Origin of the sequence: Paenibacillus ihbetae, from assembly GCF_002741055.1 — a bacterium.
In the GTDB taxonomy this organism is placed as follows: Bacteria; Bacillota; Bacilli; order Paenibacillales; family Paenibacillaceae; genus Paenibacillus_AQ; species Paenibacillus_AQ ihbetae.
Genome location: NZ_CP016809.1, coordinates 66,894 through 91,946 on the forward strand (window position 1 = coordinate 66,894; position 25,053 = coordinate 91,946).

20 protein-coding genes are annotated in these 25,053 nt (G+C 50.5%); 8 read left to right on the top strand and 12 right to left on the bottom strand.

Annotated features, from left to right (window positions below):
* The first annotated feature begins 2 nt into the window (after positions 1-2).
* Positions 3-1,520, top strand: a complete 1,518-nt coding sequence (locus BBD41_RS00265; RefSeq protein ID WP_418304263.1) for a spore germination protein — start codon at positions 3-5, stop codon at positions 1,518-1,520.
* A 1-nt stretch (position 1,521) separates the two neighbouring features.
* Positions 1,522-2,676 carry a Ger(x)C family spore germination protein gene (locus BBD41_RS00270; RefSeq protein WP_099476324.1) on the top strand — a complete coding sequence of 385 codons (1,155 nt, stop codon included), beginning with the start codon at positions 1,522-1,524 and terminating at the stop codon, positions 2,674-2,676.
* 274 nt (positions 2,677-2,950) lie between these two features.
* Here the strand turns inward: BBD41_RS00270 and BBD41_RS00275 are convergent, their stop codons facing one another.
* The 7 genes from BBD41_RS00275 to BBD41_RS00305 all read right to left on the bottom strand — a co-directional run bounded on the left by BBD41_RS00275 (position 2,951) and on the right by BBD41_RS00305 (position 11,578).
* Positions 2,951-3,946, bottom strand: coding sequence for an MsnO8 family LLM class oxidoreductase (locus BBD41_RS00275; protein WP_099476325.1), 996 nt, complete (start codon positions 3,944-3,946; stop codon positions 2,951-2,953).
* A gap of 23 nt (positions 3,947-3,969) precedes the next feature.
* Complete coding sequence (locus BBD41_RS00280) at positions 3,970-4,452, bottom strand: RrF2 family transcriptional regulator (protein WP_077566266.1); 483 nt, start codon at positions 4,450-4,452, stop codon at positions 3,970-3,972.
* 249 nt (positions 4,453-4,701) lie between these two features.
* Positions 4,702-5,574: a sugar phosphate isomerase/epimerase family protein gene (locus tag BBD41_RS00285; RefSeq protein WP_099476326.1), complete on the bottom strand. Its 873-nt coding sequence runs from the start codon at positions 5,572-5,574 to the stop codon at positions 4,702-4,704.
* Between the two features lie 13 nt (positions 5,575-5,587).
* Complete coding sequence (locus tag BBD41_RS00290) at positions 5,588-7,255, bottom strand: ABC transporter substrate-binding protein (protein WP_099476327.1); 1,668 nt, start codon at positions 7,253-7,255, stop codon at positions 5,588-5,590.
* 31 nt (positions 7,256-7,286) lie between these two features.
* Complete coding sequence (locus BBD41_RS00295) at positions 7,287-8,183, bottom strand: carbohydrate ABC transporter permease (RefSeq protein WP_077566260.1); 897 nt, start codon at positions 8,181-8,183, stop codon at positions 7,287-7,289.
* Positions 8,184-8,197: 14 nt separating this feature from the next.
* Entirely contained in the window at positions 8,198-9,109 is a 912-nt protein-coding gene (locus BBD41_RS00300) for an ABC transporter permease (RefSeq protein WP_223260455.1), read from the bottom strand.
* 138 nt (positions 9,110-9,247) lie between these two features.
* Positions 9,248-11,578, bottom strand: a complete 2,331-nt coding sequence (locus tag BBD41_RS00305; protein ID WP_099476328.1) for a helix-turn-helix domain-containing protein — start codon at positions 11,576-11,578, stop codon at positions 9,248-9,250.
* A gap of 356 nt (positions 11,579-11,934) precedes the next feature.
* On the opposite strand from BBD41_RS00305, the gene BBD41_RS00310 reads away from it, so the two are divergent.
* The 3 genes from BBD41_RS00310 (at position 11,935) to BBD41_RS00320 (ending at position 14,379) form a co-directional block, all read left to right on the top strand.
* Positions 11,935-12,930 (top strand): quinone oxidoreductase family protein, encoded by a 996-nt coding sequence (locus BBD41_RS00310; RefSeq protein ID WP_099476329.1) that lies wholly within the window; start codon positions 11,935-11,937, stop codon positions 12,928-12,930.
* A gap of 91 nt (positions 12,931-13,021) precedes the next feature.
* Positions 13,022-13,522 carry a DUF2243 domain-containing protein gene (locus BBD41_RS00315; RefSeq protein ID WP_099476330.1) on the top strand — a complete coding sequence of 167 codons (501 nt, stop codon included), beginning with the start codon at positions 13,022-13,024 and terminating at the stop codon, positions 13,520-13,522.
* On the top strand, positions 13,519-14,379 hold the full coding sequence (locus tag BBD41_RS00320) for a cytochrome c oxidase assembly protein (RefSeq protein ID WP_099476331.1): 861 nt from the start codon (positions 13,519-13,521) through the stop codon (positions 14,377-14,379). Before BBD41_RS00315 ends, BBD41_RS00320 begins: the two co-directional genes overlap by 4 nt.
* Here the strand turns inward: BBD41_RS00320 and BBD41_RS00325 are convergent.
* The 3 genes from BBD41_RS00325 to BBD41_RS00335 form a co-directional block, all read right to left on the bottom strand.
* Positions 14,376-15,308, bottom strand: coding sequence for a VanW family protein (locus tag BBD41_RS00325; RefSeq protein ID WP_099476332.1), 933 nt, complete (start codon positions 15,306-15,308; stop codon positions 14,376-14,378). The two genes, BBD41_RS00320 and BBD41_RS00325, sit on opposite strands and share 4 nt — an antisense overlap.
* 141 nt (positions 15,309-15,449) lie before the next feature.
* Complete coding sequence (locus BBD41_RS00330) at positions 15,450-17,015, bottom strand: ATP-binding protein (RefSeq protein WP_099476333.1); 1,566 nt, start codon at positions 17,013-17,015, stop codon at positions 15,450-15,452.
* Positions 17,016-17,195: 180 nt separating this feature from the next.
* Positions 17,196-17,972 carry a DUF3889 domain-containing protein gene (locus BBD41_RS00335; RefSeq protein WP_237086980.1) on the bottom strand — a complete coding sequence of 259 codons (777 nt, stop codon included), beginning with the start codon at positions 17,970-17,972 and terminating at the stop codon, positions 17,196-17,198.
* A 178-nt stretch (positions 17,973-18,150) separates the two neighbouring features.
* Here BBD41_RS00335 and BBD41_RS00340 point away from each other — a divergent pair, with 178 nt between their 5' ends.
* The 3 genes from BBD41_RS00340 to BBD41_RS00350 are packed head-to-tail and all read left to right on the top strand — an operon-like array spanning position 18,151 to position 21,873.
* A complete protein-coding gene (locus BBD41_RS00340) occupies positions 18,151-19,674 on the top strand; it encodes a spore germination protein (protein WP_099476334.1) in 1,524 nt (507 codons plus the stop codon).
* 3 nt (positions 19,675-19,677) lie between these two features.
* The gene (locus BBD41_RS00345; protein ID WP_237086981.1) at positions 19,678-20,757 is read left to right on the top strand and encodes a GerAB/ArcD/ProY family transporter; all 1,080 of its coding nucleotides are present in this window, start codon (positions 19,678-19,680) and stop codon (positions 20,755-20,757) included.
* Positions 20,758-20,760: 3 nt separating this feature from the next.
* Positions 20,761-21,873, top strand: a complete 1,113-nt coding sequence (locus BBD41_RS00350; protein WP_223260452.1) for a Ger(x)C family spore germination protein — start codon at positions 20,761-20,763, stop codon at positions 21,871-21,873.
* Positions 21,874-22,071: 198 nt separating this feature from the next.
* Here the strand turns inward: BBD41_RS00350 and BBD41_RS00355 are convergent, their stop codons facing one another.
* Both BBD41_RS00355 and BBD41_RS00360 read right to left on the bottom strand, forming a co-directional pair.
* Complete coding sequence (locus BBD41_RS00355; RefSeq protein ID WP_099476335.1) at positions 22,072-23,145, bottom strand: acyl-CoA dehydrogenase family protein; 1,074 nt, start codon at positions 23,143-23,145, stop codon at positions 22,072-22,074.
* Positions 23,146-23,211: 66 nt separating this feature from the next.
* Positions 23,212-25,023, bottom strand: coding sequence for a DUF3658 domain-containing protein (locus tag BBD41_RS00360; RefSeq protein ID WP_077566244.1), 1,812 nt, complete (start codon positions 25,021-25,023; stop codon positions 23,212-23,214).
* Positions 25,024-25,053: the final 30 nt, after the last annotated feature.

Consider the following 25,053-nt stretch of genomic DNA (forward strand, 5'->3'; position numbering starts at 1 on the left):
AGATGTTTCGCCGCAGGAAGAACCCCTCCTCCCAAGCTGAGGCTCCGAATCAAACGAAGCAACCGATGTCTGACGATATGCCAAGCGAACAGGAGCTCCGATCCATATTCGGCTCGTCGGCGGATGTCGTGATCCGCTCCTTTCCACACAAGCGGGCGGATGCGTTTCCGGTACTCCTGTTGTTCAGTGAAGGGATGATCGATACCGCTTTAATGACGCAATTTGTCATTCCGGATCTGGAGCGTAAATTGGAGAACGCTGAATCCTGGGATCAAATAATAGAAAAACTGGAAAACTCTATGGAATGGACGAAAATCCAGGCGAAGGAAGAAATGGGGAAGCTTCTGTTTACCGGCCGATTGATCATGTCTTTCACCAATCAGAGGTGCATGTATTCCATTGATATTGCGCAGATTCCGAAGAGGCAGCCGGAGGAATCCAACACGGAAGTGGCTATTAAAGGCGCACGGGACGGCTTTACCGAGGATCTCAACACCAATATCGCCCTGGTACGCAAGAGATTGCCGTCCACCACCTTGCAAAATGAGAAGTTTGTGATCGGCAACCGAACGCAAACCCTTGTATCGCTGCTCTACATCGAGGACATTACCCGTCCGTCGCTTGTCCAAGAGGCCAGGAATCGGCTGCAAAATCTCCATGTGGATGCCCTGGTCAGCACAGGGGAGCTGGAAGAAGCCCTTGGCGATTCCTCCCTGGCACTCTTCCCGCTTCTTGATTATATCGGCCGACCGGATTTTGTCGTTCAAAGTTTGCTTCGCGGTCGTTTCGTTATTTTAACGGACGGATCTCCCATGGCGATTATCGGGCCATGCAATCTGTTCGAGATCCTTAAATCGCCGGAGGATTCTTATTTTCCCTATCATTTTGTCATTTTTGAGCGTTTTCTTCGCCTGGTTGGCCTTTTGATTGCGATTTTGCTTCCGGGATTTTGGGTTGCGCTCAGCAGCTACAACTTAGACCAGATTCCCTTCCCGCTGCTGGCAACGGTTACGGTAGCCCGCTTCGGGCTTCCCTTATCCGGCCCTATGGAGATTTTATTGATGCTTGGCATGTTCGAGCTGTTCCGGGAGGCCGGCATCCGCCTGCCGAAGGCCGTTGGGCAGACGATTGCCGTATTGGGCGGACTCATTATCGGTGACGCTGCGATTCGGGCAGGATTGACGTCCCCCACGATGCTGGTCGTATCCGCCACGACTGCGGTGGCGACCTTTACTTTAGTCAATCAGACATTAAGCGGTACGGTCAGCCTGATCCGCCTATATATCTTGATATGGTCGTCCGTTCTCGGCATGCTCGGGTTTTTCATCGGCCTGATGAGCGTTATCGCGTATCTATCCGTGCTGGAGTCCTTCGGGCTCCCTTACCTGGCTCCGATCTCGCCGCTGAGATTAAAGGATGTCACGAATGCGCTGATCAAATTGCCGTGGACCTTTAACAAGCAGCGACCGGAAATGCTGAAAACGACCGATTCGACAATGCAAGCAAAGGAACGGGAATAAAATGCAATCTTACCGCTATGTGCTCAAGCTCATCGCTGTTTGTTTACTTATCCTCCCGGTAACGGGATGCTGGGATATAAAAGAAGTTCAGGACATGAATTATGTTACAGCGATTGGCCTCGATTACGAGGATGGTCAGTATGTCGTTTATACTCAAATGTTAGACTTTACAACAGTCGCTAAAACGGAATCCGGAAAATCAGACAAACCTGCGCAAGTGTGGGTATCCAAAACCAAAGGCAAGACGATCAATTGGGCCGTTGATCAAGTGTACAATTCCTCGCAAAGACGAACTGTCTGGAGTCATATTTCAAGTATCGTCATCAGCGATAAGGTCATGAAAACCGCCGTCCTGCCGAAGCTCGATTCGATCGGGCGGTACCAGGAAGTAAGGATGACGCCTTGGGTGTTCGGAACCAGCCATTCCATTGAGGAGCTCTTTAACACCCCCGCATTCTTCAACATGTCCCCCTTATTTACAATTCTGCATGAGCCAATCGATCAATTTAACCAACGGTCGGTTATTGCGCCGATCCGCTATTTCGACTTTCTGGCGGATTTAACCGAGCCGGGCTACACCGAAATGCTTCCAAGCTTGTCGATCGACACCGAGACATGGTCCACGCAGAAGAAAAGAGATCCGAAAATGTCAATTAACGGTGGTTTTTGCCTCTATAACGAGAAATTAAGCGGTTTTCTTACCGTCACAGACCTCGACGGATTGCGCTGGATGCAGAAAGAGACCAAACGTTCCCCGCTCCTCGTAACAGACGGCGGTATCCAAGCGGTAGTCGCACTCTCTACACCAAAAATTCGGACCAAGCTTAGCTTTGTTCAAGGTGAACCGAAATTCCGTATTCACGTTAAATTACACGGGAATGTGGTTGAAGTCAGCCAAGATATATCCAAGACCGAGCTGGAAAAAAGCGCGGCAAACGCCGTAAAGGAAGAGATCCTTGCTACCTTCTACAAAGGAATCGATACGCGTTCCGACGTATATAGTCTTGAGCACCTTGTGTTCAAGCAGGACCCGGCTGCCTGGAAGAGGTTGAAGCAGGATTCCGGCACGATCATCAACAAACAGTCCCTCGAATCCGTCATGGTCGATGTACACTTGGAGCACACGGGTATGAAGCGGCTCCCGCGTAAAGACTGAGCGGATGCAGCGGAAATTTTACGTGCGAGCTTAACATGATTAACGATCATACGTGATGCTCTAGCGAGCACGGGATGCATGATCCATGGCATATAAAAGGCAGCGGCTATCGTCCCCCATAGCTGCTGCCTTCGCTGTTTGTAAAAAGACAGGCTCATGCCTGTCCGAATATAACGTTGTGGAATCAATCCACATCTGTCTTTATTTATTTTATGCAGCGCATCATAAATTTTTAGCATGAAGCGGAGCCTATGTCCGTGCACCATGCTTTCCCCTAGGACAGAAGCTCACGAGCAAGCAAGCGGTATACCTCCAGCCGTTTCTCCTGCGAATGCGGGATGCTGCAGATCATCGCTTCATGGAATCCGTAGTGTTCCTGCTCTTCCTTCAAACGTGCTGCGATATCCTTCACCGCGCCAACCAAATGAATCTTCCGGCCTTCCTGAATGGCCATGCGGTCGATTTCGGTCAGCGGCATCTGATGCGCCTCCTCCGGCGTCATCAACGGGACAATCCGCCCCTTGCTCATCATCAGCCGGAAAATATCCTGCGGGAGTGCCTCGTATTCGGCCTCCTCTTTGGTTTCCGCTGTCGTGACCATATAGGACACGCTGATTAACGGCTTCTCCATGAAGACAGAAGGCTGATAGTGATTCCGGTATTGATCGAGAATTTCCCGGCTCATCGCTCCGTTAAAAAACTGAGCAAAGGAGTATCCGACACCCATCTCTGCAGCTTTTAGTGCGCTGTTGCCGCTGGAGCCCAGAAGCCATACCTCGGGCAGGGCAACTCCTGTTGGCGCGGCAGCATTTTTGGCATACAGTTCATCCTCCGGCACCTCATCATTCATCAATTGCATGGCGATCTCCAGCTTGTCGAACATATTATGCAGCATCAGCTGGCGGCCCTCCGATAAAGCATACATGGCACTGGTGTCGCCACCGGGTGCACGCCCTACCCCAAAATCGATGCGGCCCGGGGAAAAGGCGCTTAATGTCTTGAACACTTCCGCCAGCTTTAGCGGCGAATAATGCATCATCATCACGCCGCCGGTGCCGATGCGGATCCGATCTGTTTTGGCAGCCAAGCGTGCTGCCGTCACCTCAGGTGCAGAACTTGCGAAGGCATGCCCGCCATGGTGCTCCGCCATCCACATCCGGCTATAGCCGAGCTCATCTGCTAGAATAGCCAGCTCCTCGGCTTTCTTCAGCGCTCCTGCCGCTGTATTCCCGCTAGTGACAGGTGCCTGGTCCAGTACGCCCAATTTCATAGGTTTCCTTCCCTTCTCCACGATCATATAACCATCTTGTCCAGAATCCATCGTTCCAACGCGGACACTTTATCCTTAAAGCGTTCGCCGCACATCTCGTCCGCCAAGGAAGCAATCGTTTCACGCTTCAGAACTGCCTTCCACGAGGCTTCGGCTTCTTCCATCAGATCCGAAAGCAAACAACAGCTTTCCTCTTTCTCCAAGTCGAGCATGTCCACCAGGATGCCATGGGAGGAATATAACGATTGCTGCCCTTCCACCGCCAAATAGACGTCGTATACCCGAATCTCTTCGGCTTTCTTCTTTAATTTGAAGCCGCCTTTAATGCCGGGAACGGATGTGACGATGTCGGCCGACACCAGCTTTCTTAGCAGCTTCTGAAAATATGTTGCCGATACGCCGAGCTGCTGGCTGATCGCTTCGCCGGGAAGCACAGCCTTGTCGGGCAGCATATTAAGGAGAAGAAGCGCGTACACCGATTGTTCCACGCCGGTCTTCATATGCATGAACATCACCTCGCTTGGCTGATATTACTAAATCTATCTTCTATTCGCATTCCAAGACTAAACCGGATAATAATTATCCACGTTATATATGGTATCCTATTTTCAATCATCTGTAAATGCTCATTCACGAGTCCATGCAAAGGGCCAGCCGGAGATATCTCCCGACTGGCCCTGTGAACAGGCGATTTTGAATTAGCTGAAGTGCAGGAAGTTCATCAGATTAAGGATCTGATACCGACAAGCACGTGATTAGATTTCATCCCATAATCTTTTTAAATTCTCCAGGCCGATTCGGGTTCCCTCCCGGCAGTCCTCCATTCCTTCAAATTCCAGTGTAATCCATCCGTCATACCCGGACTCCTTGATCAGCCGAAGAATGCGGCGGACATCCAAGTCCCCTTGGCCGAAGATCGCTCCCCGCAAATAATTGCCGTGGGACGTCCGAAACCATCGGCCTCCTCCTGGGTCCTGGTCATAAGGACGATAATAAAAATCTTTAACATGAATAAGCGAAGCATACGGCAAATTTCGCTTCACGCCGACGAGCGGCTGTTCATCCACGCACAGGAAGTTCCCGATATCCAAGGTCGTTTTGAAATTCGTCCGGTCCACTGCCTGGAGCACCCGCTGGACGCGGTCGCTTGCCTGCACGCTTACGCCATGGTTTTCGATTGTCGTCGTAATTCCATAGCGGGCAGCGTAATCTGCGATCTGGCGGCATCCATTCACGATTTGCCCTAAATGACCCTCGACATAATCGATGCCCGTCTTCTCCGGCGGCAGCGTAAAGGCCGTAACGTCATGTCGCATATGCTTCATGCCCAACCGGTGCACCGTATCCACATGGCTTTTGATCCGGTTCACCTCAGCCTCAAATGCCTCATCCGACTCCTGAACGAAGTTCGCCGGCATGGAATAGTTCGACAATTGGATCCCGGCCGCTTCAGCCCGCTTACGTACCGCATCCGCTAGTTCCTCATTGTCCTCCAGCGTAAAACCGTACGGAACAATTTCCATATGCTTCCCGCCGTTGTCGGCGATCCAGTCGATAACATCCAGTATCGTCATCTCACCCGAACGGATGGCCGGGAGCAAACTGTACGTGCTGACTCCAACCCTCATGCTATCCCTCCTATTAACTTCTTCCGTCAAATGCCTGCTGGTAAATCTCCAACAGCCGGGACACATTCATCGCCTCCAACTGCTGCACGTAGCCATCCCAGTCTTTGTCCAGGCTGGCATCCCCGATAATAAAGCGCGCCATCATTTCGTCTACATAATCGTTAATCGTCTTGGACAGGTCCGCTGCCTCGGACGCCTGCTCATTACTCAAGAATAATGGAGGAACCGTGCTCACGTCTGTCGGTTTATGCGGCTCGTAATTTTTTTTCGTTTCATTATATAGAATAACCTCCAGATCATCCTCGCCCTTGGCTACCGCGCTCAATCGGAACTCGTTCGTACGGAGGCTCGGGCCGGTCTGGATCCAAGCCACGTTTTGCACGGTGCCGTACGATTTCAATTCGGACCAATCGGCCGGCTCCCCGTTGATTCCGATTTCGCCTTCCTTCGCTTCGCGCCATTCCTGATCCGGCCGTCCATAAACACTGCGCAGCGTATGCTCACGTTCGTACAAGCCGTCGGCCCAGCGTAAAGCCAGCTCGGGATGCTTTGCCTTTTTTGTGATGACAAACGCTCCCGGATTCAAACCGGTTGAATCAAAAGCAGCATAACGAACACCCCCCGGACCTTTTAATGGAGGAACCGTCTTGTATTCCTTCCATCGCCCGCTCTCGCCAAGAAGCTGGGTGAATACGCCCTGATGGCCTCCCGTCGACGCCCCCAGAATAACGGTATCGGGGTTCTCGCCGATCTGAATCAACTGGTTGTCGTCTTGCGTGAACGATTCCGGTGCGAGCAGCCCTTCGGCATACAGCCTGTTCATAAATCGGAGCCCTTCCCTCCACTCCGGCTTGTTATAGGCGACGTCGAGCTTGCCGTCTTTTACGAATATATGCTTATAATTGGAACTAAAAACCGGATTGTACACGAATGCGTTAAGCAGGAACGCATCGATGGAGGAGCTCCATGACTTCGGCGATATCGATAACGGAATTTCATCGGCAATGCCGTTTCCGTTCGGGTCCTGTTCTTTAAACGCTTTCAACACTTCGTAGAATTCTTCCGTCGTTTCCGGCATGTCGAGGTTCAGCTTTTTGAGCCACGGTTCATAGATCCACAGCTTCTGGCTCATCGAGCAATGATAGCACTCATTCACTTCCGGAAGCGCATAGATATTTCCGTCCAGCGCCGTAATGATCGACTTAATGCTCGGGTTGTCCTCGAACATTTTTTTCGTCTGGGTTCCCTGCTTCTCGATGAGATCATTGAGCGGCAGAAATGCACCTTGGGACCCGTAGATCATTTGCTGCGCGGGCGAAATGTTAAGCCCAAGGATCACGTCCGGATAATCCTCGCTGGCGAGCACCAGATTCAGCTTTTCCTGCATGCTTTGCTCGGGGACGATTTCCCATTCGATATGAACATTGGTCTTTTCTTCGTACCACTTCGTAAATTCATTTGTTTCGAAATTTTCAACAAGCGGATTTCCCCGCACCATAACCTTGAGCGTCGTTTTCTCTTTAACCAGCGGATAGGTGCCTGGCTCCGTCAATTCAATTTGCTCGGCTGCGCGTTCCTGATCCGCATCAGCTCCCTTTGGATTCGGTGAGCCTGCACAACCTGCAAGTAGAACGCATATTGCAGCGAGTGCGCTCATGATAATTCTTGCTCGTTTGCCCATATTGACCAACCTCCATGATAATTGGGATGAACTAGCCTTTCAACGAACCGATCATGACCCCTTTGACGAAAAATTTCTGAACAAACGGATACACAATTAACAACGGAACGGATGTAACCACGATCAGCGAATATTTAAGCAGCTCGCGCAGCCCTTGTCTGGCGGCCGCAGTCTTGGCATCGCCAAGCATTTCGATGTTGACCTCGTTCTGAACGAGAATATCGCGAAGCACCAGCTGCAGCGGATATAAATTGGAGCTTTTTAAATAAATCATGGCGTTGAAATACTGATTCCAATGCCCAACGGCATAAAACAGCGCAATGACCGCCAGAATCGGGCCCGATAAGGGCATAACGACACTCCGCAGAAACCTTATATCCGAGCAGCCGTCCAGCTGTGAAGCCTCCAGCAGCTCATTCGGGATCGTGGTCTGGAAATAGGTTCGCATAATAATGACATTCCAGACGGACAGCGCCCCGGGGATCAGCATGGACCAGACGGTATCCATCATCCCTAGATCTTTGACCAACAGATACGTCGGGATGAGCCCTCCGTTAAACAGCATGGTGAATACGAAGAGGAGCATGAATACGCCCCGTCCTCGAAAATCCTTGCGAGACAAGGGATATGCCGCCATGATGGACAAAACCAGGTTGATGGCCGTCCCGGCAACCGTATACAGCAGCGTATTCATAAAGCCCTTTGCAACCATGGCATTTTTAAATACAGCCCGGTACCCTTCGAGGGTAGGCTCCACCGGCCACAGCCATACCTTGCCGGAAACCACTGCGCTGCTGGAGCTGAACGAAGCGCTGACCACATAAATCAGCGGATACAGCACCATAATTAGAAATACGGACAATAGAACATAGTTTACAATCGTAAATGCACGATCGGCGCCGGATTCCTTCATAGCCGATTTACGCATGCCTTCGTCTCCCCTCACCATAAACTTTCCTGCTTCAGCTTCTTGGCCAATTGATTAACGATGAGCAGCAGGACGAAACCGATCACTGCCTTGAACAATCCGATCGCGGTGGCATATGAAAAGTTCATCGCCTGAGAGACCAGACCGACCTTGTATACGTACGTATCGATGACCTCAGAAGAACGCAAATTCAGCGCGTTCTGCATCAGCAATATTTTCTCAAAGCCGGTTTCCAGCAGTTGCCCGGTGTTCAAAATAAGCAAAATGACGGCAATGGGCTTGATTCCCGGAATATCGATATGCCGCATACGCTGGACCTTCGTAGCCCCATCCATAACCGCGGCCTCGTGGAGGGCCGGATCGATGCTTGAAAGCGCAGCCAAAAAAATAATGCAAGAAAAACCGACGTTCTGCCAAATATGCGACCAGACATAGATCGACTGAAACCATGAGGCTTCCGCCATGAAGTGGTACGGCCCCAATCCAAACCAGCCTAATATCGAATTGATCAGTCCGGTCCTGGGATCCAAAAATTGCAGCATCAAGCCGACAAGAACGACCAGAGAGATGAAATATGGCGCATATGTAACCATCTGAACCGTATTCTTGAACCGGCGGTTCTTTACGTAGTTCAAGCCAAGCGCAAGCATGATCGGAAACGGAAAACTGGCGATGAGGGTGTATAAGCTAATGGAGAATGTGTTCCTCAGCAGCCGCCAAAATTCATGGGAGCGGAAGAAGCGCTCGAATTGATCGAAACCTGCCCATGGACTCCCGCTAATCCCTTTTGTGACACTAAATTCTTTAAAAGCAATCTGAGCCCCATACATCGGAACATACTTAAAGATGATAATATACAACAGCGGCGGCAAAAACAGCGCATAGAGCTGCCAGCTTCGAAGCAGCCTTTTCCAACCAGTCAGCACCAATCACTCCCATCCATATAAGAATTCGGCCCGGTCCGTGATTGGAGTATATATAAATGCGTAGAGTCCGGTAAATCTTCATCTTTCAGGCGATGTGCATCCTTTTAGAATCGATATTTTGCACCAATCAAGGACTCGTCATTTCTTTAGATCGGCGTCGGATCCAGCCCGGGATATCCGTCTGTACTCCGTCGCGCTGATGCCGTTCGCTCTCTTGAACGCCCTGCTGAACGTATTTAAGGAGAGATATCCGACAGCTGCTGCAATATCGCTAACCGGCAGATCCGTTGAAGACAACTGCTGCTTCGCTTCATTCATCCGGAGGTGTTCCACATAATCCGAGAAGGTCCAGCCCGTTTGTTCCTTGAAAAAATAAGATGCGTACGCTTCCGAGGTTTGTGCTTCTCGGGCCAGCAACGATAAACTCAAATCGAATTCCCGAAAGTGCTCTTCGATATAATCGAGCATGAATTGGCTCAATCGATCATTTCGACTTTTCTTGCTCTCCTCAAAATTCATGCATACAAGAATGATTGCACGGCATACGGCATCCAGGGCCTGTGAAGGCGATGATTGAGGATCCAGGGCCTGATGTACAGCCTCCATCACTTCTGATCGGCCATAATCCGTTCGCTGGTGCTGACAGCATTTCATCAGGGTTCCGCATAGCTCGTGGGCCAGAAGCCGTTCCACTGCTAACGGCAGCCGGTGCTCCCCTCCATTCTTCTCCTTGATCTCCTCCAGAAGCTGCCGGGTTTCGTTCAAATTGCCGGACTTCACAAGCTGAATCAAACGTAGCTCCTCGTCGGCAGGAAAGTAATAAGAGAACGACGAGGACTCCATATCATCGTAGTATTGAATAGGACGATGACCGCTCCACTCGGCATGATGAAGGACAAACTGTGCTTCTCCATACGAACGATAGAGCTCCGTCACTTGAGATTGGCTCCCTCCTACCGCAATACATACCCCCGTGTCCGTCAGTTCGATCAGACGCTCATATACTTCCTGAATCCATGCTCGTAAGGATGGCTCAAAGCCGGAATGGGCACCAGCCTCGGCCGAACCGCCAAATACCAAAGCCATACGGTTCTCCCCAAGGTCATGCGTTAGGACCTCATCTCCGTACGACCCATGAAGGCAGTCGTGCAGCTTTATTTTTACAATGTCAAGCTCCCTTAGCATGTCTTTCACAAACGGGCCTTCATAACCCCGTATTCGTATCAAAGCAACTGTGTATTGAGGCCCTCGAAGAGTCAGCTGGGAATGCTCCATTGCCGCATCGATCTCCCTCTGCGATGGGTAGCTGCCCTTCAAAAGCCTGTCCATGAACACGCTGCGCAAAAGCGGAACCTGCTCCGCAAGCCTCTGCTTCAGTGAATCATGATTCGCGACAAGGGCCGATACCGTTGAGCCGATAAACTCCACGGCGTGTTGTGATGCAGACCGTTTGGAATCGGCGGGGGACTTCGGTAAGAGACGCAATAAACGCACAATCGGCCTGCTGCTCCGGTCAGCGAAATAAATAGCCAACGCGAGCCCTAGCAGCAAGGTTGAGAGGAATACGGTCATCGTTACCCGTTTGATTTCGTAGACCTTCTCTAACACGAGCTGCTTCGGCTGTGCGGACACAAAACTCCAGCCACTGGCCGGGGAGACGGCTCTGGTGACTAACAAATCCTGGCCCATCAGCCGAATATGAGCATCCTCACCGCCTCCAAAAGGAAGCGCTTTCAAAACTTCCGGTCTTTGATCCAGACCGATTGAGCTGATCATCCTCCCGTCCGGGTCTGCAATATAGGCGAATCCTCCTTGTCCTGGCGTAAGCTTCCGCAGCATATTTTGAATCTGCTTATTATCAAGCATCATGGTGATAACTCCTCCGCCGCCCTTCACGCCAAAAGACTGCATGTAGGTGACCACGGAATACGTATTTCCTTCATACTTGACGCTCCGCCCCGGTATGTACGTTTTATAATGATATTCGCCGAACAATTGATCTCTCCAATCCTCATACTTCATTCCTTCATAATGCATCATCAGGTTGTAATATTGCTGGTCAGCGTATACCTTTCGCGGAGAGAGGATCATGCCGCTGTTCTTGTAACCAACGTAATAATCCACGATAAAATGATTCACCAGCCGGTAATTGAACAAGCTTTTCTCTAAATCCCACAGCTTATAGGGACTGGTTCCGCCAAACGGCTCATTCACGAATTGAAACGCCTGAATTTTTGATTCGCTTGACAACTGCCTTGCAATGGTCTCAATCTCGGCGAGACGTCCGTCAAACGCCTCCTGGATTTGGATCAGTGCTGCCAGGGTGCTTTTGACCGACTCATTCTCGACCACAGCGGAGGTTTTGCCATATGCGAACCACAAGGCCCATAGAGATCCGAGCAAAATCAAGGCATACGGGATAAAAAAGCGAAACAGCAGTGCAGCATGATCTCCGGAAACGTTTCTCATCACAATGCTCCCCTTTCCTCTAAAGATATCACCAATATAGCAAAGGTAAAGCGCAGAGTCAGTAGACCAAAAGACCGTGGGCAGACCTGCCTGGCTGATCCGTCATAGGGGGTCGGGAATTAGAAAATGTCTTCGCAACCATGAAGGCTAGCTAGCTAGATTTCTCAGACCCGAATTAAAATATACATAAAATATATTATGTAAACCATTTTTTACAACTCGCCACTTCCCCCAAAATTTAGGTAGATTCAGGAGATGGTTATTACAAAGTCACCTTTGACAATAACATGCCAGCTGTTGACATGTTTTTGTGATAAGTTCATTGCAAGAAGAATTTTATTATTGGAGGGATAACCATGAATACCCATCCTAAAACAATGAGAGCTGCAGTAATTCATAGGTTTGGCGATCCGGAAGAGTTGATCCATCAGGAGATGGATGTGCCTGAGATCGGTCCTCGAGATGTACTGATTGGTGTGGCTTATGCCGGTATTGGAGAGTGGGATGCTTTTGAACGACAAGGCGGATATGCCGAAATGCTAAACATGGATCCTGCGTTCCCTTATATTCTCGGTTCTGAAGGTTCAGGAATCGTGATTGCGCGGGGGGACAAGGTGTCTAGTCTTGATTTGGGAGATCAAGTCTATGCTCCAGCCTTTCTGAATCCCCATGGCGGTTTCTATGCGGAATATGCAGCCGTTGATGCTAAGTATGTGTCCCGTATTCCGGATGGATTAACCATGCAGGAGGCGGCGGTTATTTCCGGAGTCGGAATTACCGCATTGCGCGGGCTGGAGGATGTACTGCAGCTTCAACGTGGAGAATCGATCCTAATCTTCGGAGCAAGCGGCGGGGTCGGTCATATCGCTGTGCAGATTGCGAAGGCTCTGGGAGCCCGTGTGTTCGCGGTTGCTTCGGGAGAAGACGGGGTAGAATTGATGAAGAAGCTTGGCTGCGATGCTGTTGTGAACGGCAGAGATAGGGATATCTCCTCGATAGCAAGGAGATTTGCGCCGTCCGGATTCGATACCGCCATGTTTACCGCAGGCGGAGAGGCTGCTGATGCTGCCGTCAGCTGTCTCCGTAAAGGCGGACGACTCGTATTCCCTCACGGGATAAGCCCTGAGCTGAGGATACCCCCAGGAATCAAAGCTGCAGGTTATAACGGAGAACCCGACCCTGAGATTATTGCCCGTCTTCAACGTTATATCACTCAATATAAGTTAACCGTTCATATCAGTCACGTTTTTGCTCTGAAGGAGGCCAATTGGGCTCATGCAGCCCTCCATCAACATTATGTGGGTAAGATTTGTCTAAAAGTGAAAGAGACTGCATCGGCCTCCATGGATTAACCGATTCAAAATCGGGTTAAACTTGAAATAGACGAGGTCTCCTAAACTCTTAATCTATGGAACATATCAAATGCGAATGAGGGAAACAAGGATGAAGCCAATCGAATCTGCTCGTGGTAATCGAAAAGAACGCGAAAAATACGCTTCGCGCAATTTATGGACAGGAATCCTGTTTGGCCTGGGGCTGGTCGCTTTTATTGACGAAGTCGTATTTCACCAGCTGCTGCACTGGCATCATTTCTATGACAAATCGACCAAGGATATCGGCCTCGTATCGGACGGCTTATTCCATGCATTCAGCTGGTTTGCGACCATCGCCTCTTCCTTTATGCTGGCTGATCTTCATGGGCGGCATGCCTTTTGGCTGTCACAATGGCTGGGAGGCATTCTGCTTGGCGGCGGCGTATTCCAGCTCTACGACGGCATTATCCAGCATAAGCTGATGCGTCTGCATCAGATTCGCTATAACGTCGATATCCGCCCTTATGACTGGGCGTGGAATGTGATAGCTGCCTTGATGATCGTGGCCGGTCTGATCCTGATCCTAAGGACGCGCCATGTCCGCACGCATGCCGAAGGAGCTGATTCATGATGGTCCCTTATCCTACGGGCGGTATAGGATCGTTTAACACTCAACATAACCATGGAGCACGATCCGATACGGCTTTTTTCAGCTTTGCAGTAGATTGGGCTTGGCTTCTCATTATCTTGGCATGCATTGGCGTATACACTGCTGCCGCTCTCATAACCAGTCGCCAACACCGGACGTGGCCGCTGCATCGGTATTTAAGCTGGACCGCCGGCGTTCTATGCGTGATGCTTTCGGTCACGGGCCCACTTGCCCGAAGCTCTCATCTATCTTTTCAAAGCCATATGCTGGTCCATCTGCTGCTCGGCATGCTGGCCCCCATATTGATTGCTTACGCTAAACCTGTAACGCTGCTGCTTCGCACGCTGCCGGTGACGTCTGCACGAAAGCTATCCCGCTTGCTCAGAAGCAAAGTGGTGCATGCGTTCGTCCACCCATGGCTTGCAGCCATATGGAATATCGGCGGGATGTGGCTTCTTTATACGACAGATTTATTCCATTTGATGCACCAATACCGGCTCCTGTACGCGGTCTTCCATTTCCATCTATTCGCAGCCGGATATCTGTTCACGATATCCATCCTCTATATCGATCTGACATCACGGCGCCACAGCTTCCGCAACAGGGCGGTTACTTTAATAATCGCAGCAGCCGGGCACTCAATCTTATCGAAAGCCATCTATGCCTATCCGCCGGCAGGAGTGCCCCGCGAAGCGGCGGAGCAGGGCGGCATGCTTATGTATTATGGGGGCGGGGCCGTCGAGCTTGTCCTGATGTTCGCATTATGCGCCCAATGGTTCAGATCCGCTTCCCCATCCCCCCGATCCAAGAAGGTCCTCCCTCGTTCCGACATCACTTAATCCCGGCTTACAGGGTCATGGTCTTGAGGCTCATCCTTTGTTTCTTCCGGCAAACGCCGCGATATGCTCGGAACCTCTCTTGGCTTGTATTCGATGTGCTCGGAGGAATACACCGACACGGTCATCTTTCCTCCGCCGGAGAAAGCGCGAATCAGGACGGGCTCGTTGTACGCGTTCTCAAACACAAAATCCGGTCCGCCCCAGCTGACCGTTGCGTCCCTGCCGGGAGGCACATAAGGCACGTTACGGCTGTGGGAATACCGCTGTACGATCTTCAGACCGGCACGATCAATGGCATTGAACAAGGTGGAGGACACCTGGCAGATCCCGCCGCCCACCCCTTCCGATAGTTCCCCTCGAACGATGACCGGTGCAGGCAAATACCCCCTGCCCGGCGTTCTGATCCCGACAACCTGGTTGAACGAGAAGACTTCGCCGGGAAACACGACGAAGCTGTCAATCGCACGGGACGCAAGGTTGATATTATGGGTACGATTCTTATTGCGGGAGTTATAATAGGTCACATAATACCCGATCGGCTTGACGCGGATGGAGGCCAGAACCTCGCTGTCCACCTTGGGGTAAATCGGAAGTCTGGGTGCTTCGATTGTCACAGGCCCAGTGCCATAACGATAAGCCTGATACTGCTCCAGCAATTTTCCACGGTGGAGCCTGTACCCGTTCTGTCCCGGGATAATTTGTCCGCTGCTGCCGATCCTGGCGTTTTGTGCTTCATGATAGATTTTCCGATCGACTTGTTCGACCCAGGCTTCGTACTTCTCCATGTCCATCAGCGGAAACACATCAAGCGCATGCTCTTCCCGACTGACAGTCGATACCACATTCCCGTCATTCATAATCGTCAATTGATCTGTATCCTGGCCGCCCTGCAGCAGCAGAAATATCGCAGCGATCGATAGCCACTTCAAGATTCATCCCACGCGCTTCTTATCAAGTCACTCATCCTTCCTGCATCTCCTTGGCATGCATCCGTTTATTCTGCTTCACCTATGTATTATGAATGCAATGCCTCTAATTCATTCAGATGCATAAAGTTCCAAACATCCCCCTCAGGATATTGGAAACGTGAGGGTGAATATTGTTCCAACATTCAACTGACTATGCACCATAATCTTGCCCCCATGATCCTCCACGATTTTTTGGCAGAGGGACAAGCCCAATCCCGTGCCCTCCTCTTTAGTCGTATAGAACGGATCGTAGATCTTGGGGAGATCTTCCGAAGCGATCCCCTTCCCCGTATCCTCCACCTCGATGATCGCCTTCCCGCCTGCTGCGATCAAAGAGAGCTTCACCACGCCGGCTTGATCCATAGCTTGGAATGCATTTCGAATCAGATTGATCAGAACTTGAATGATTTTGTCGCGATCCATCTGAATCGAGATCGCTTGATCCGGTAAATTCATCGTAAGGACATGACCGCGTGAAACCGCCTCCGATTCGCACAAGGAGAAGACGCGTGTCAGGCATTCCGTCAGCGATTCAGTCTTAATATTGCTTGCATGCGGCTTGGAAAAATGCAGGAACTCCGCCGTCAATTCCCCCACCCTTGTAATCTCGCCCATAATGACTTCATACCAGGGCTGGATATTATAATTTTGAGTTTTCGACAGCTGAATGAATCCCTTTATGGCGGTTAACGGATTCCGGATTTCATGAGCCATGCCGGCAGCAAGTTCGCCGACCGTCTTCATCTTCTCGGTACGAAGCAGCTCCTCTTGGCTTCTTAACCAAGAGTTTCGCCGCATTTGAAAAACACGTTCTTCCGCCTTGCTCACCAATTCCTGAAACGTCTCCGCTTCATGAGGATAGCAAGTAATGCTATAGGTTACCTTGATTCCGATGTTATCAAATTTAAACAGACTCCTGTCGATTTGGACATCCTCCGGCAGCAAGATGGCGAAGCGGTCACCCGCATAACGGGAGGCTGCGAGCATGTTCCCTGCAAACAGGGCACGAATTTCGCACGAAAGACTAATTAGAATTTCATTCGCGGTAGCGATGTCCTGGGCATTCAGCGATTGGAAATTGTTAATGTCGAGAAGGACGAGTTGGAACGGCTTTTTTGCCTCAATGGTATGCTGAACCTTGTGCAGATAGCCGTCATAATTCAAGAGGCCGGTAAGGGGATCATGGTAGGTAAGATAATCGTTATGCAAATGCAGCTGTTTCTTCTCGGACTCCAGTGAGTTTACCAAATGGAAGGAGATGACGATCACAAACGACGCAAGCCCGTCAAAGATGGAAACAAGCAGGTTGTATTGAGTAAAAGGCATATACGTCAAGCGAATCGCGCTATATTGAATAAGCATCAAAAGGCAGACCGGGACCATCTCCTTAAAATGCTTCTTCTTATGAATCAAATTAATCATCAGTATGTAGTAGAGCAGAATACACCAGTTCAATTGGGTTGCAAGGTGAAAGGCACCGAGGAACAGCGGCTGGATGAAGCGGAGCCATTCGAATTTTCGATCGAATATAACAGATCCGTATAGCATAACCGCCATCGTTATCATCCATCCGATCCGATCGGAGAAGTCCATCAGAACAGAAGACAGCATGATCAATAGAGAGATGATAGGGATAAATAGGAGCTTAAGAACAACAATAAGCGGCACGTCGATCACTCCTAAAACACGATGTACTTGGCAAATAAAATGTCAAATAAGAACGATGACCCGGAGGAAACTATCACCAAATATGGTACAACATTAATCCGCATATGAACAGAAGAAAAAACAATCTCCCTGCACCCAGCATAAAAAAACGCAGTCCAATGACTGCGCGGTTTCAAGACATCACGCCTCTTCATAATCAATAGAAACGAGCTGCCTTGTTATAGGATGATACCGGACCGTAACATACACCCCGAACTCCCGATTCTCTTTTCGGAGCCACAGCTTGAATTTCTCTTCGGCCAAGTCACGTGACAGCCTCCTGCGTCCCATATAAAGATAGTCCACCACATCCGCTCCGTATTTCTTCCCGGTTTCCCTGATGGCAACGGCTCCCCACTGCGCATATGCAGGGTCTGTCCGCTTTACGTAACGGATGTGGGATCTTGCTATCGAAGTTAAATGCTTTTCTTGAACTTTCGAATCTGGCCTATATGAGCTGCTCAATAGAAACTGCCAATTTCCTTTTGTGTATGTCAGTAATTGAAGGGATTGAACAGGCCCTTGATAGTAACGCCCCCGGGTGTCTTCGTCAAGCGGGACCTCGCGGAAAGACAAGTAAGCTCGCTTCGGACCGCTACCTGCAGGATAGACCTCCAAACGGTACTCATTCTCCGGCTTCAACGAATGGATGTATTGGATGTCCAGGTGCGGCTCCACGCTGCCGGTATCGAGGCATCGGCCATATTGGTGCGTAAATTCAACCGGAGGCAGCTCGATCGGCAGCGGGATTTGGCCTGCTCCGAAATGCTCCTGGCAAGCATTCACTGCATCCACGATACTATGTGCTCCCGATTCCAGCACCTGGTTCTGATATCGCTCCATGACTCCCGTATCCGTCCCGTCGCTTGGCTCTAAGCTGAGCAGCAGCAGTACGGCCATCATCACTCGATCTAGCATTGCTCCTCCCCCTCCCTTCTCTATGATGGCAAATAGGCTCTTTGAAGCAACGGCATATGCCTAACATTCCCGTGAAACTTCATCTTATACAAGCAATTGATCTCTCCTGGATAAAAAGCGGTCCGGGTACACAAACTGTGGACAGAAATTGTAAGAAGATGCGGAGGCGAACGATCCTATGGGGAAATGGAAGGAAAGACTGAAGTCGATATTCATTGAGGAGGATCCCCTGACATCGATCAATGATTCGGAGAAAGATTCGGAGACGGATTCACCCAACACGCTTCAATCTGTAGAGCAGCAGCCTCTTACCCTTCAGCACATCCTTGACCAGTTCGATGATTCGGCGGATTTCGTCCATAACGCTTACCTTGGGGACCGGATGCATGTCATGTACTTCAGCCATCTGGTAAATGAAGACCGCTTGGAGCGGGATTGCCTGCCGCCGCTGATTCAATCGGAAAATCCGCTGAAGCATCTGGAAGCCCAATCGATGTACAAGCCTGTGTCCGCACCGAAGCAATGCGTCGAAGGAATTTTATCTGGTATGGCTGCCATTATATTTGATCACCATGCCTTCCTGCTTGATGTCATCTATCCCGCCTCCCGAACCGTTGCGGAATCGGAGACGGAAACAGTGATTATCGGCCCTCATGAAGCATTTACCGAACAGGCTTACACCAACTTATCCCTGATTCGCAAGAGAGTGCAAAGCTCGCACTTAAAGGTGATCAAGCTGGCTGTCGGCGAAGTCACCAAATCCGATGTCTATGTGCTGTATATCAAAGACATCGCCAATCCGAAATTTACCAAGGATGTGATCAAACGCATCCAGGATGTCGAAATTGATGCGATCCATGATACCAACATGCTGATCCAGTGTATTGATGACCACCCGCGTTCGGTGTTCTCGCAGTTCCTTACCACGGAACGTCCGGATACCATCGCATCCAAGCTCGTATCCGGACGTATTGTTTGCTTGATGGACGGAAGTCCAACCGCCTTCAGCGCCCCGTCCAGCTTTTTCGAATTCTTCTCCTCCTCCGATGATTATTATCAGCGCTGGAGCATCGGAACAGCGACGCTGCTTCTCCGATTTCAGGCTCTCATTATAACGCTGGTGTTAACGGCACTCTATGTCTCTGTGACCTCGTTCCACTATGAAATGATTCCGGAGAATTTGATTCTCACCCTGACCGAGTCAAGGAGCAAGGTACCGTTCCCACCGATCTTCGAGGCCTTATTGATGGAGACGACGATTGAGTTACTAAGGGAAGCCGGGGCGCGGCTCCCAACCAAAATCGGCCAGACCATCGGCATCGTAGGTGGTATCGTTATCGGCCAGGCAGCAGTGCAAGCAGGTCTGACCAGCAACATTCTCATTATTGCAGTCGCTTCGTCCGCAATCGCCTCCTTCGTGATCCCCAATTATGTGATGAGCGCTTCTTTCCGGCTTCTCCGGTTTCTATTAATCATTTTGGCCGGATTATGGGGGAACCTGGGATTGGCAATCGGCATGGCTTGGATCGTAATCCATCTTAGCGGATTAACGAGCATCGGAACCTCCTATTTGTCGCCGGTTGCTCCCTTCGAGCCATACGATTGGCGGGATGTCTTTTTGAGAATGCCCTTTAGCATGCTTGGCAGACGCCCGTCGCAGGCAAGATCCAAGAATAAGGTCAAATTAAAAATGAGAAGGTGACGCATGTTGAGAGAAAAATTGTCCCAGTTCCATACGATGATCCTGATCTATATGATTCAGACCGGGGTGTATGTATTCAGCATCGCTCGGGACGAAGCTCAATTTTTCGGGACCAACGGCTGGCTCAGCGTCATACCGATCTCCATCCTGGTCTGCTTGAACCTCTATTTGATCTCCCTCGTCTACCGGCTCGGTCAAGGGAGATCCATCTTTGAAATTTTGGAGCAAAGCATTCCGAAATTCATTCTCGTTCCCTTCTATTTAGCAATCAGCTTCGTATGGTCCCTTATCGGGTGCCTCGTTGCCAAGCAGTACGTGCTGATATTTCAGATGTTTGCATTTCCGACGACCAATCCCATGGTGTTTAAGTTCTTTATTGACGTTCTCGCATTTTTGCTGTTAACCAAAGGTCTTTACAACATCTCCAAAGCATCCACGGTATTCTTTTGGTCCACGATATGGTTGAACCTGCTGATGCTGTATTATTTCGGGGAATTTGAGCTCGAACGGCTGACCCCCTATATGTTCCAAGATGGAGGAAATATGGTCGAAGGCTTCTTCCAAATCTATCTCGCCTTTCTCGGATATGAGCTGTGTATGCTTCTCTTTCCCTTTGCCGATAAAAAGACAAAATTGATGAAAGCAGCGCTCTACGGCCATTTCATCCGCACCGCATCATATGTCATCATGAGCTTGGTATCGTTCGGGGTCATCGGGCATGAGCTGCTTAAGCAAATGCTGTTTCCTTTGTTGGATTTGCTGGCGTATATCAAGCTTCCATTCATCGAACGGATCGAAAACCTGTTTTACGGATTTTTTCTATTCACAACGATCATTACGCTGGTTATGTACTTTTGGGCCGCCGGGGAGAGCACCCGTCGCGTTTTTCCGAGAATCAAAATCAATGTACATTATTTCTTAATAACCCTCATTGCGTTCATCGTCTCCTTCATCCCGAAAGTTCTGGATACGATTCGCGATTGGATTATGATCCTCGGCTATATTCAGATCGGATTCGCTTATGCGATGCCGCTGCTTTTAATCATCCTGCTGCTGGTGCAGCGTCGGAAAAAGGCGGTGTAACGCTTGAAACGCAAAAAAATGCCGTACTTCATGCCCTTGCTGCTGATCATGCTTTCTCTAAATGCCTGCGGCGATCAGCGAGTATTAGAGGACCTGGGACTTATCCAAACCGTTAGCTATGATTTGCTGCCGAGCGGTCAGCTGGATATTTCAGTATCGATCCCTCAAGCCGACCCCGAAACCTCCTCGGACCGGGAAGTGTTGTCAGCAGCAGCCAACAGCAGCAAAGAAGCGAAAATGATCATGTCGAGAAAGACCGGCATGCTCCTCGTCAGCGGACAGATTCGAAACGTTCTGTTTGGAGAGTCGCTGGCCCGCAGCGGGCTCAAGGGTCATCTGGACGCGTTGATCCGGGATCCATCCATCTCTTCCCAAATCAAAATTAGCGTCGTAGACGGCAATGCAGGCGAGCTGCTGCGGGATAATTATGAACAGCATCCAAGAACCGGGAGATATATCGATATGCTGCTCGAGAAGGAATCCCAGGGGCAGACGATACCTAAGGTGACGCTCTTTAACTTCCAACGGGATTACTTCGACGAAGGTGTTGACCCGATCGCGCCGATGATCCGAAAGCAAGACAGCAGCTTCATAACAACCAACGGCATCGCCCTATTCAGGGACGACAAGCATGTCGCAAGGATCGAGCCAAAGGATTCGTTGGTGTTTGCCTTTTTGAAAGGCAAATTCAGGGAAGGTGAGATCAGCATCGACCTGACCGCTCCGGGGGCATCCAAGGAGGTCGTCATGTTCAGCTCGATCACGAGCTCGAGAAAAATCAAAGTGGCCCCCGGAACCGACGGAGCAAAGAAAATCAAAATCGAAGTGGATATAACCGGATCTGTGCTGGAGTACCTGGGTGATCTGAAGCTTAGCAACGAACGGGAGCGAAGGCTGCTCGAGGATAAAGTCAGTCACTATATTAGCAAGCGGGCAGATACGATCGTCAGTCTTATGAAAGAGCATAAACTGGATAACCTGGGGATCGGGAGATATGTCCGGAACCGGGTTGGCTTCAAGCAGTGGCAGCAGATGAAGTGGCGGGAGGAAATTCCGAAGCTTGAGATAGAATGCTCGATCCATGTGAAAATCAAGGATTACGGCAAGTTTCGATAACGGAAGACCCGTCTACGGGTCTTTTTCCGCGGATACAATTCTTTGAATACACTCTCTATGAATAGATATCCTTGAATAAAAATCTGACCCTGAGCTGGCAGCTCAGGATCATCCTTTAATAACCGAGATTCTGTTGTACAGGTTGAGCTAATGAAAGAGGCTTTAGTTTAGCAAGCATGAATCAGAAGAAATAGCAGATTAGGAATAGCTCCGAAGCAGCGAATGGGAGCATGCAGTCTGAAGATCCCTCCAGCACCGGTTCACTTCACTGTCTTCCATAGCTGCAGCTAAACCAAGCAGCGGAAACAGCGTTTGACCGCAGGCTCGCGCGGTGTTGACTGCGCGGATGCTGGCGGCGGTTACGGCAGCTTCGGCCTCACCCGATAATTCTCCTTCCTGCAGAAGCTCCTGCCAAGAATCCTCAACCGTTGCGTAAAAATTGCCTTCACTGTCCCGAAGGAAGCCGGAGTGCTCTTTCAGCTTGTTCATCACATAGGTTTCGCTTCCCTTTGCATTAGCAAGGGCTTCGGCGGCTTCCAGGAAATGCTCGGCAATTCCGAGCGCAACCGCAGCGAAAGATACCTGGGCGAATGGCAGAAACGGATACCGGTAGATTGCCTCCTGTTCATAACTCTTCATCTCGTGGAACAGGAAAGTTCGGTTATCCGGGACGAAGATGTCCTCGGCGACCATCGTGTGGCTTGCCGTCGCCCGAAGACCGAAGGCGTTCCAGTCCGGAAGAATGCGGATCTGCTCCGGCTGAAATGCAAAGGCACGAATCTCTTGAGCCTCTGCCGCTATAGCTGATTCACTTGCTTTGGCCGTTTCATTTTCGGACTCGATGACGGCATTGGCCGTGAACATGGTCGCGTAGGTAGAGCCGCTGCAATACTTCCACTTTCCGCTGACCCGATACCCTCCTTCGACCCGTCTTGCCGTTCCGGTCGGCATCCCGCTTCCTGCGATCACCGCATCTCGCTTCCCGAATATTTCCCTGCTGACGCCTTGCTCCAGCAGAGCCGCGAAAAAACCGCCGCCTGCACCGATGGTAACCATCCAGCCCAGGTTGCCATCGATCCGGGAACATGACTGGAACACACGTGCTGCCTCCGGCAGATCCGTCATCCTTCCCTCCAGCTCATCGGGCACGAAGAGATGGAACAGACGCTCATCGTAAATAAAATCAAGCACCTCCTTCGGGATACTCCTGTGCTTGTCCATCTCAAGGGAATGCTGTCTTACTGCGTCGATCACTTGTTGAGTATAAAGCATGATGATTCCTCCGTTATTCCGATTCCTTTAAAGGTGCCTTGCTCGTTGACTATACTTGTTGGTGATCTATTTATCTTCAATCTCTTCAATCATTGCCTGCATCGCTTGCGCGAGTTTCTCGATAAGCTGACCCCGGTTCCGGTCATGCGGCTGCTGGGTGTCCATCAGCTGTTGAACCAAGGCGGGTAACCCAGCGTCGGCAGAATCAGCCGGCAAATCCGATAGTCCGAGATCCTGCCAATCGATCCCCTTAAGCTGCTCGACGATCCCCTTTTCGCGGAGTTTAATTTCGGCCAGTTCGCCAAGCAGCGTTCTCAGCTTAACGATCCTTGCAAGATGCCGATAGCTTTCCGTTTGCTGTTCGGGAGGGCCGGACTCAACCAGCGATACGCTGTAATTGCGCATCGCATCAAGGCTGCCTTCATAGAGCAAGACCCCTTCCTTAATCAGATGGCGTACCCGATATTCGATAAACGAATCGCCGGTATCAATCTCTGCCGATCCGATCACTTCACCTACAACTCGTGCTGATTTCCTAAAGTACCCGCACCGGGCCTCCACGCGGTAAACGGCCTTCAATATCTCTTCATCATAATAAGACTCCGGAACCGTAACAAGCTCCCCGTTGTGGAGAATGCGAAGCGTGCCGTTCTCGCCCAGTAGCCGAAGCCAATCCTGCCGATCGTGCTCCTGATCTTCCGCGGATAGTCTCACGATGCCATCAGGCAGATCCAGCGCATTCTTAAGTTGGCAGGGCGTTATCTCTCCCGTATTTTTATATCGGATATCCGGATTTTGTTCCTGAAGCACTTTCGTCGCATTTACGCGGTAAAGCTCGGGATGGCCGGAAAGACGTGACAGCAATCGCCGCAGACCGAGCAGTTCTTTCGCGGAATCGCCGGCCCAAATTAGGCACGGCACGGAAGTTAATTGCTCAGGCCATGCCTTCCAGCGGATAGCTGCCTCGAGTTGAATCAGCTTCCACTCGTCCGAGCTTAATCCACGATAACGCTCTGAAAACCACCGTGTCCGTTCCGAAAAGGTTTCATAAAGGCGCTCATCGTCCGGCATTGGTCCGACCATCAAATTGTCGTCCAGGACAATGACAAGCTCATCGGGCCGCGAACGAAGAATAATCCTTAACGAGCCGGCTGTGGACGCATCAAACGCTACATGAACACGCGAGACTTTTCCTCTGTAGATGGGCGACTCCCTCAGATAAGCTTCGTTTCCGAGCTCCCATTCGGTGTCGAACGCCTTCCGGAAATATTGCATGCCTTGGTGCCTTCCTTCGGCCAGGAGCCGGGCAGCATCCGTATTCATCAGATCCTTAAGCTTAAACAGCTTCTCGTCGAAATGATTGATTGCGGTACTTTCGCCCTTCCGGTATTCATCCCGAGTCATCTGCTCACGGGGCATGATTGAAGGGTCGTAAATTTTCTGGCCCTTCCACCCGGAGTAAGCAAAGGTTCGAGCAATGCCAATGGCACCCAGAGCGTCCAGACGATCAGCATCCTGAACGATTTTCGCCTCCAAGGTGGTCATCTCGGCGCCCGTTCCTCCGGCATAAGACATATTCACGATGATCGAAAGGATATGCGCTTGGTCATCACGATCTACGCCTGCCTGCTTCATCCACCGCTCAAGCCTGGCGATGGCATTTTCTTTCGAGTCGTTCAATTTCTCGTCCACTAAATCATGGAGAAGTGCAGCCAACTCGCATAAGTAGGCATTTGCACCCTCAAAAACCGCCAGCATCCGTGCAAGACGGCTTACTCGTTTGACATGCCACCAGTCATGACCGCTTGCATCGTTCTCATGCACCGAGCGGGCAAAATCTTCGGCCTGACGCAGAATATGGCCTTTCTCCGCTTCCATCTCCGGCATCTCCCTTATATTTTCTTATCA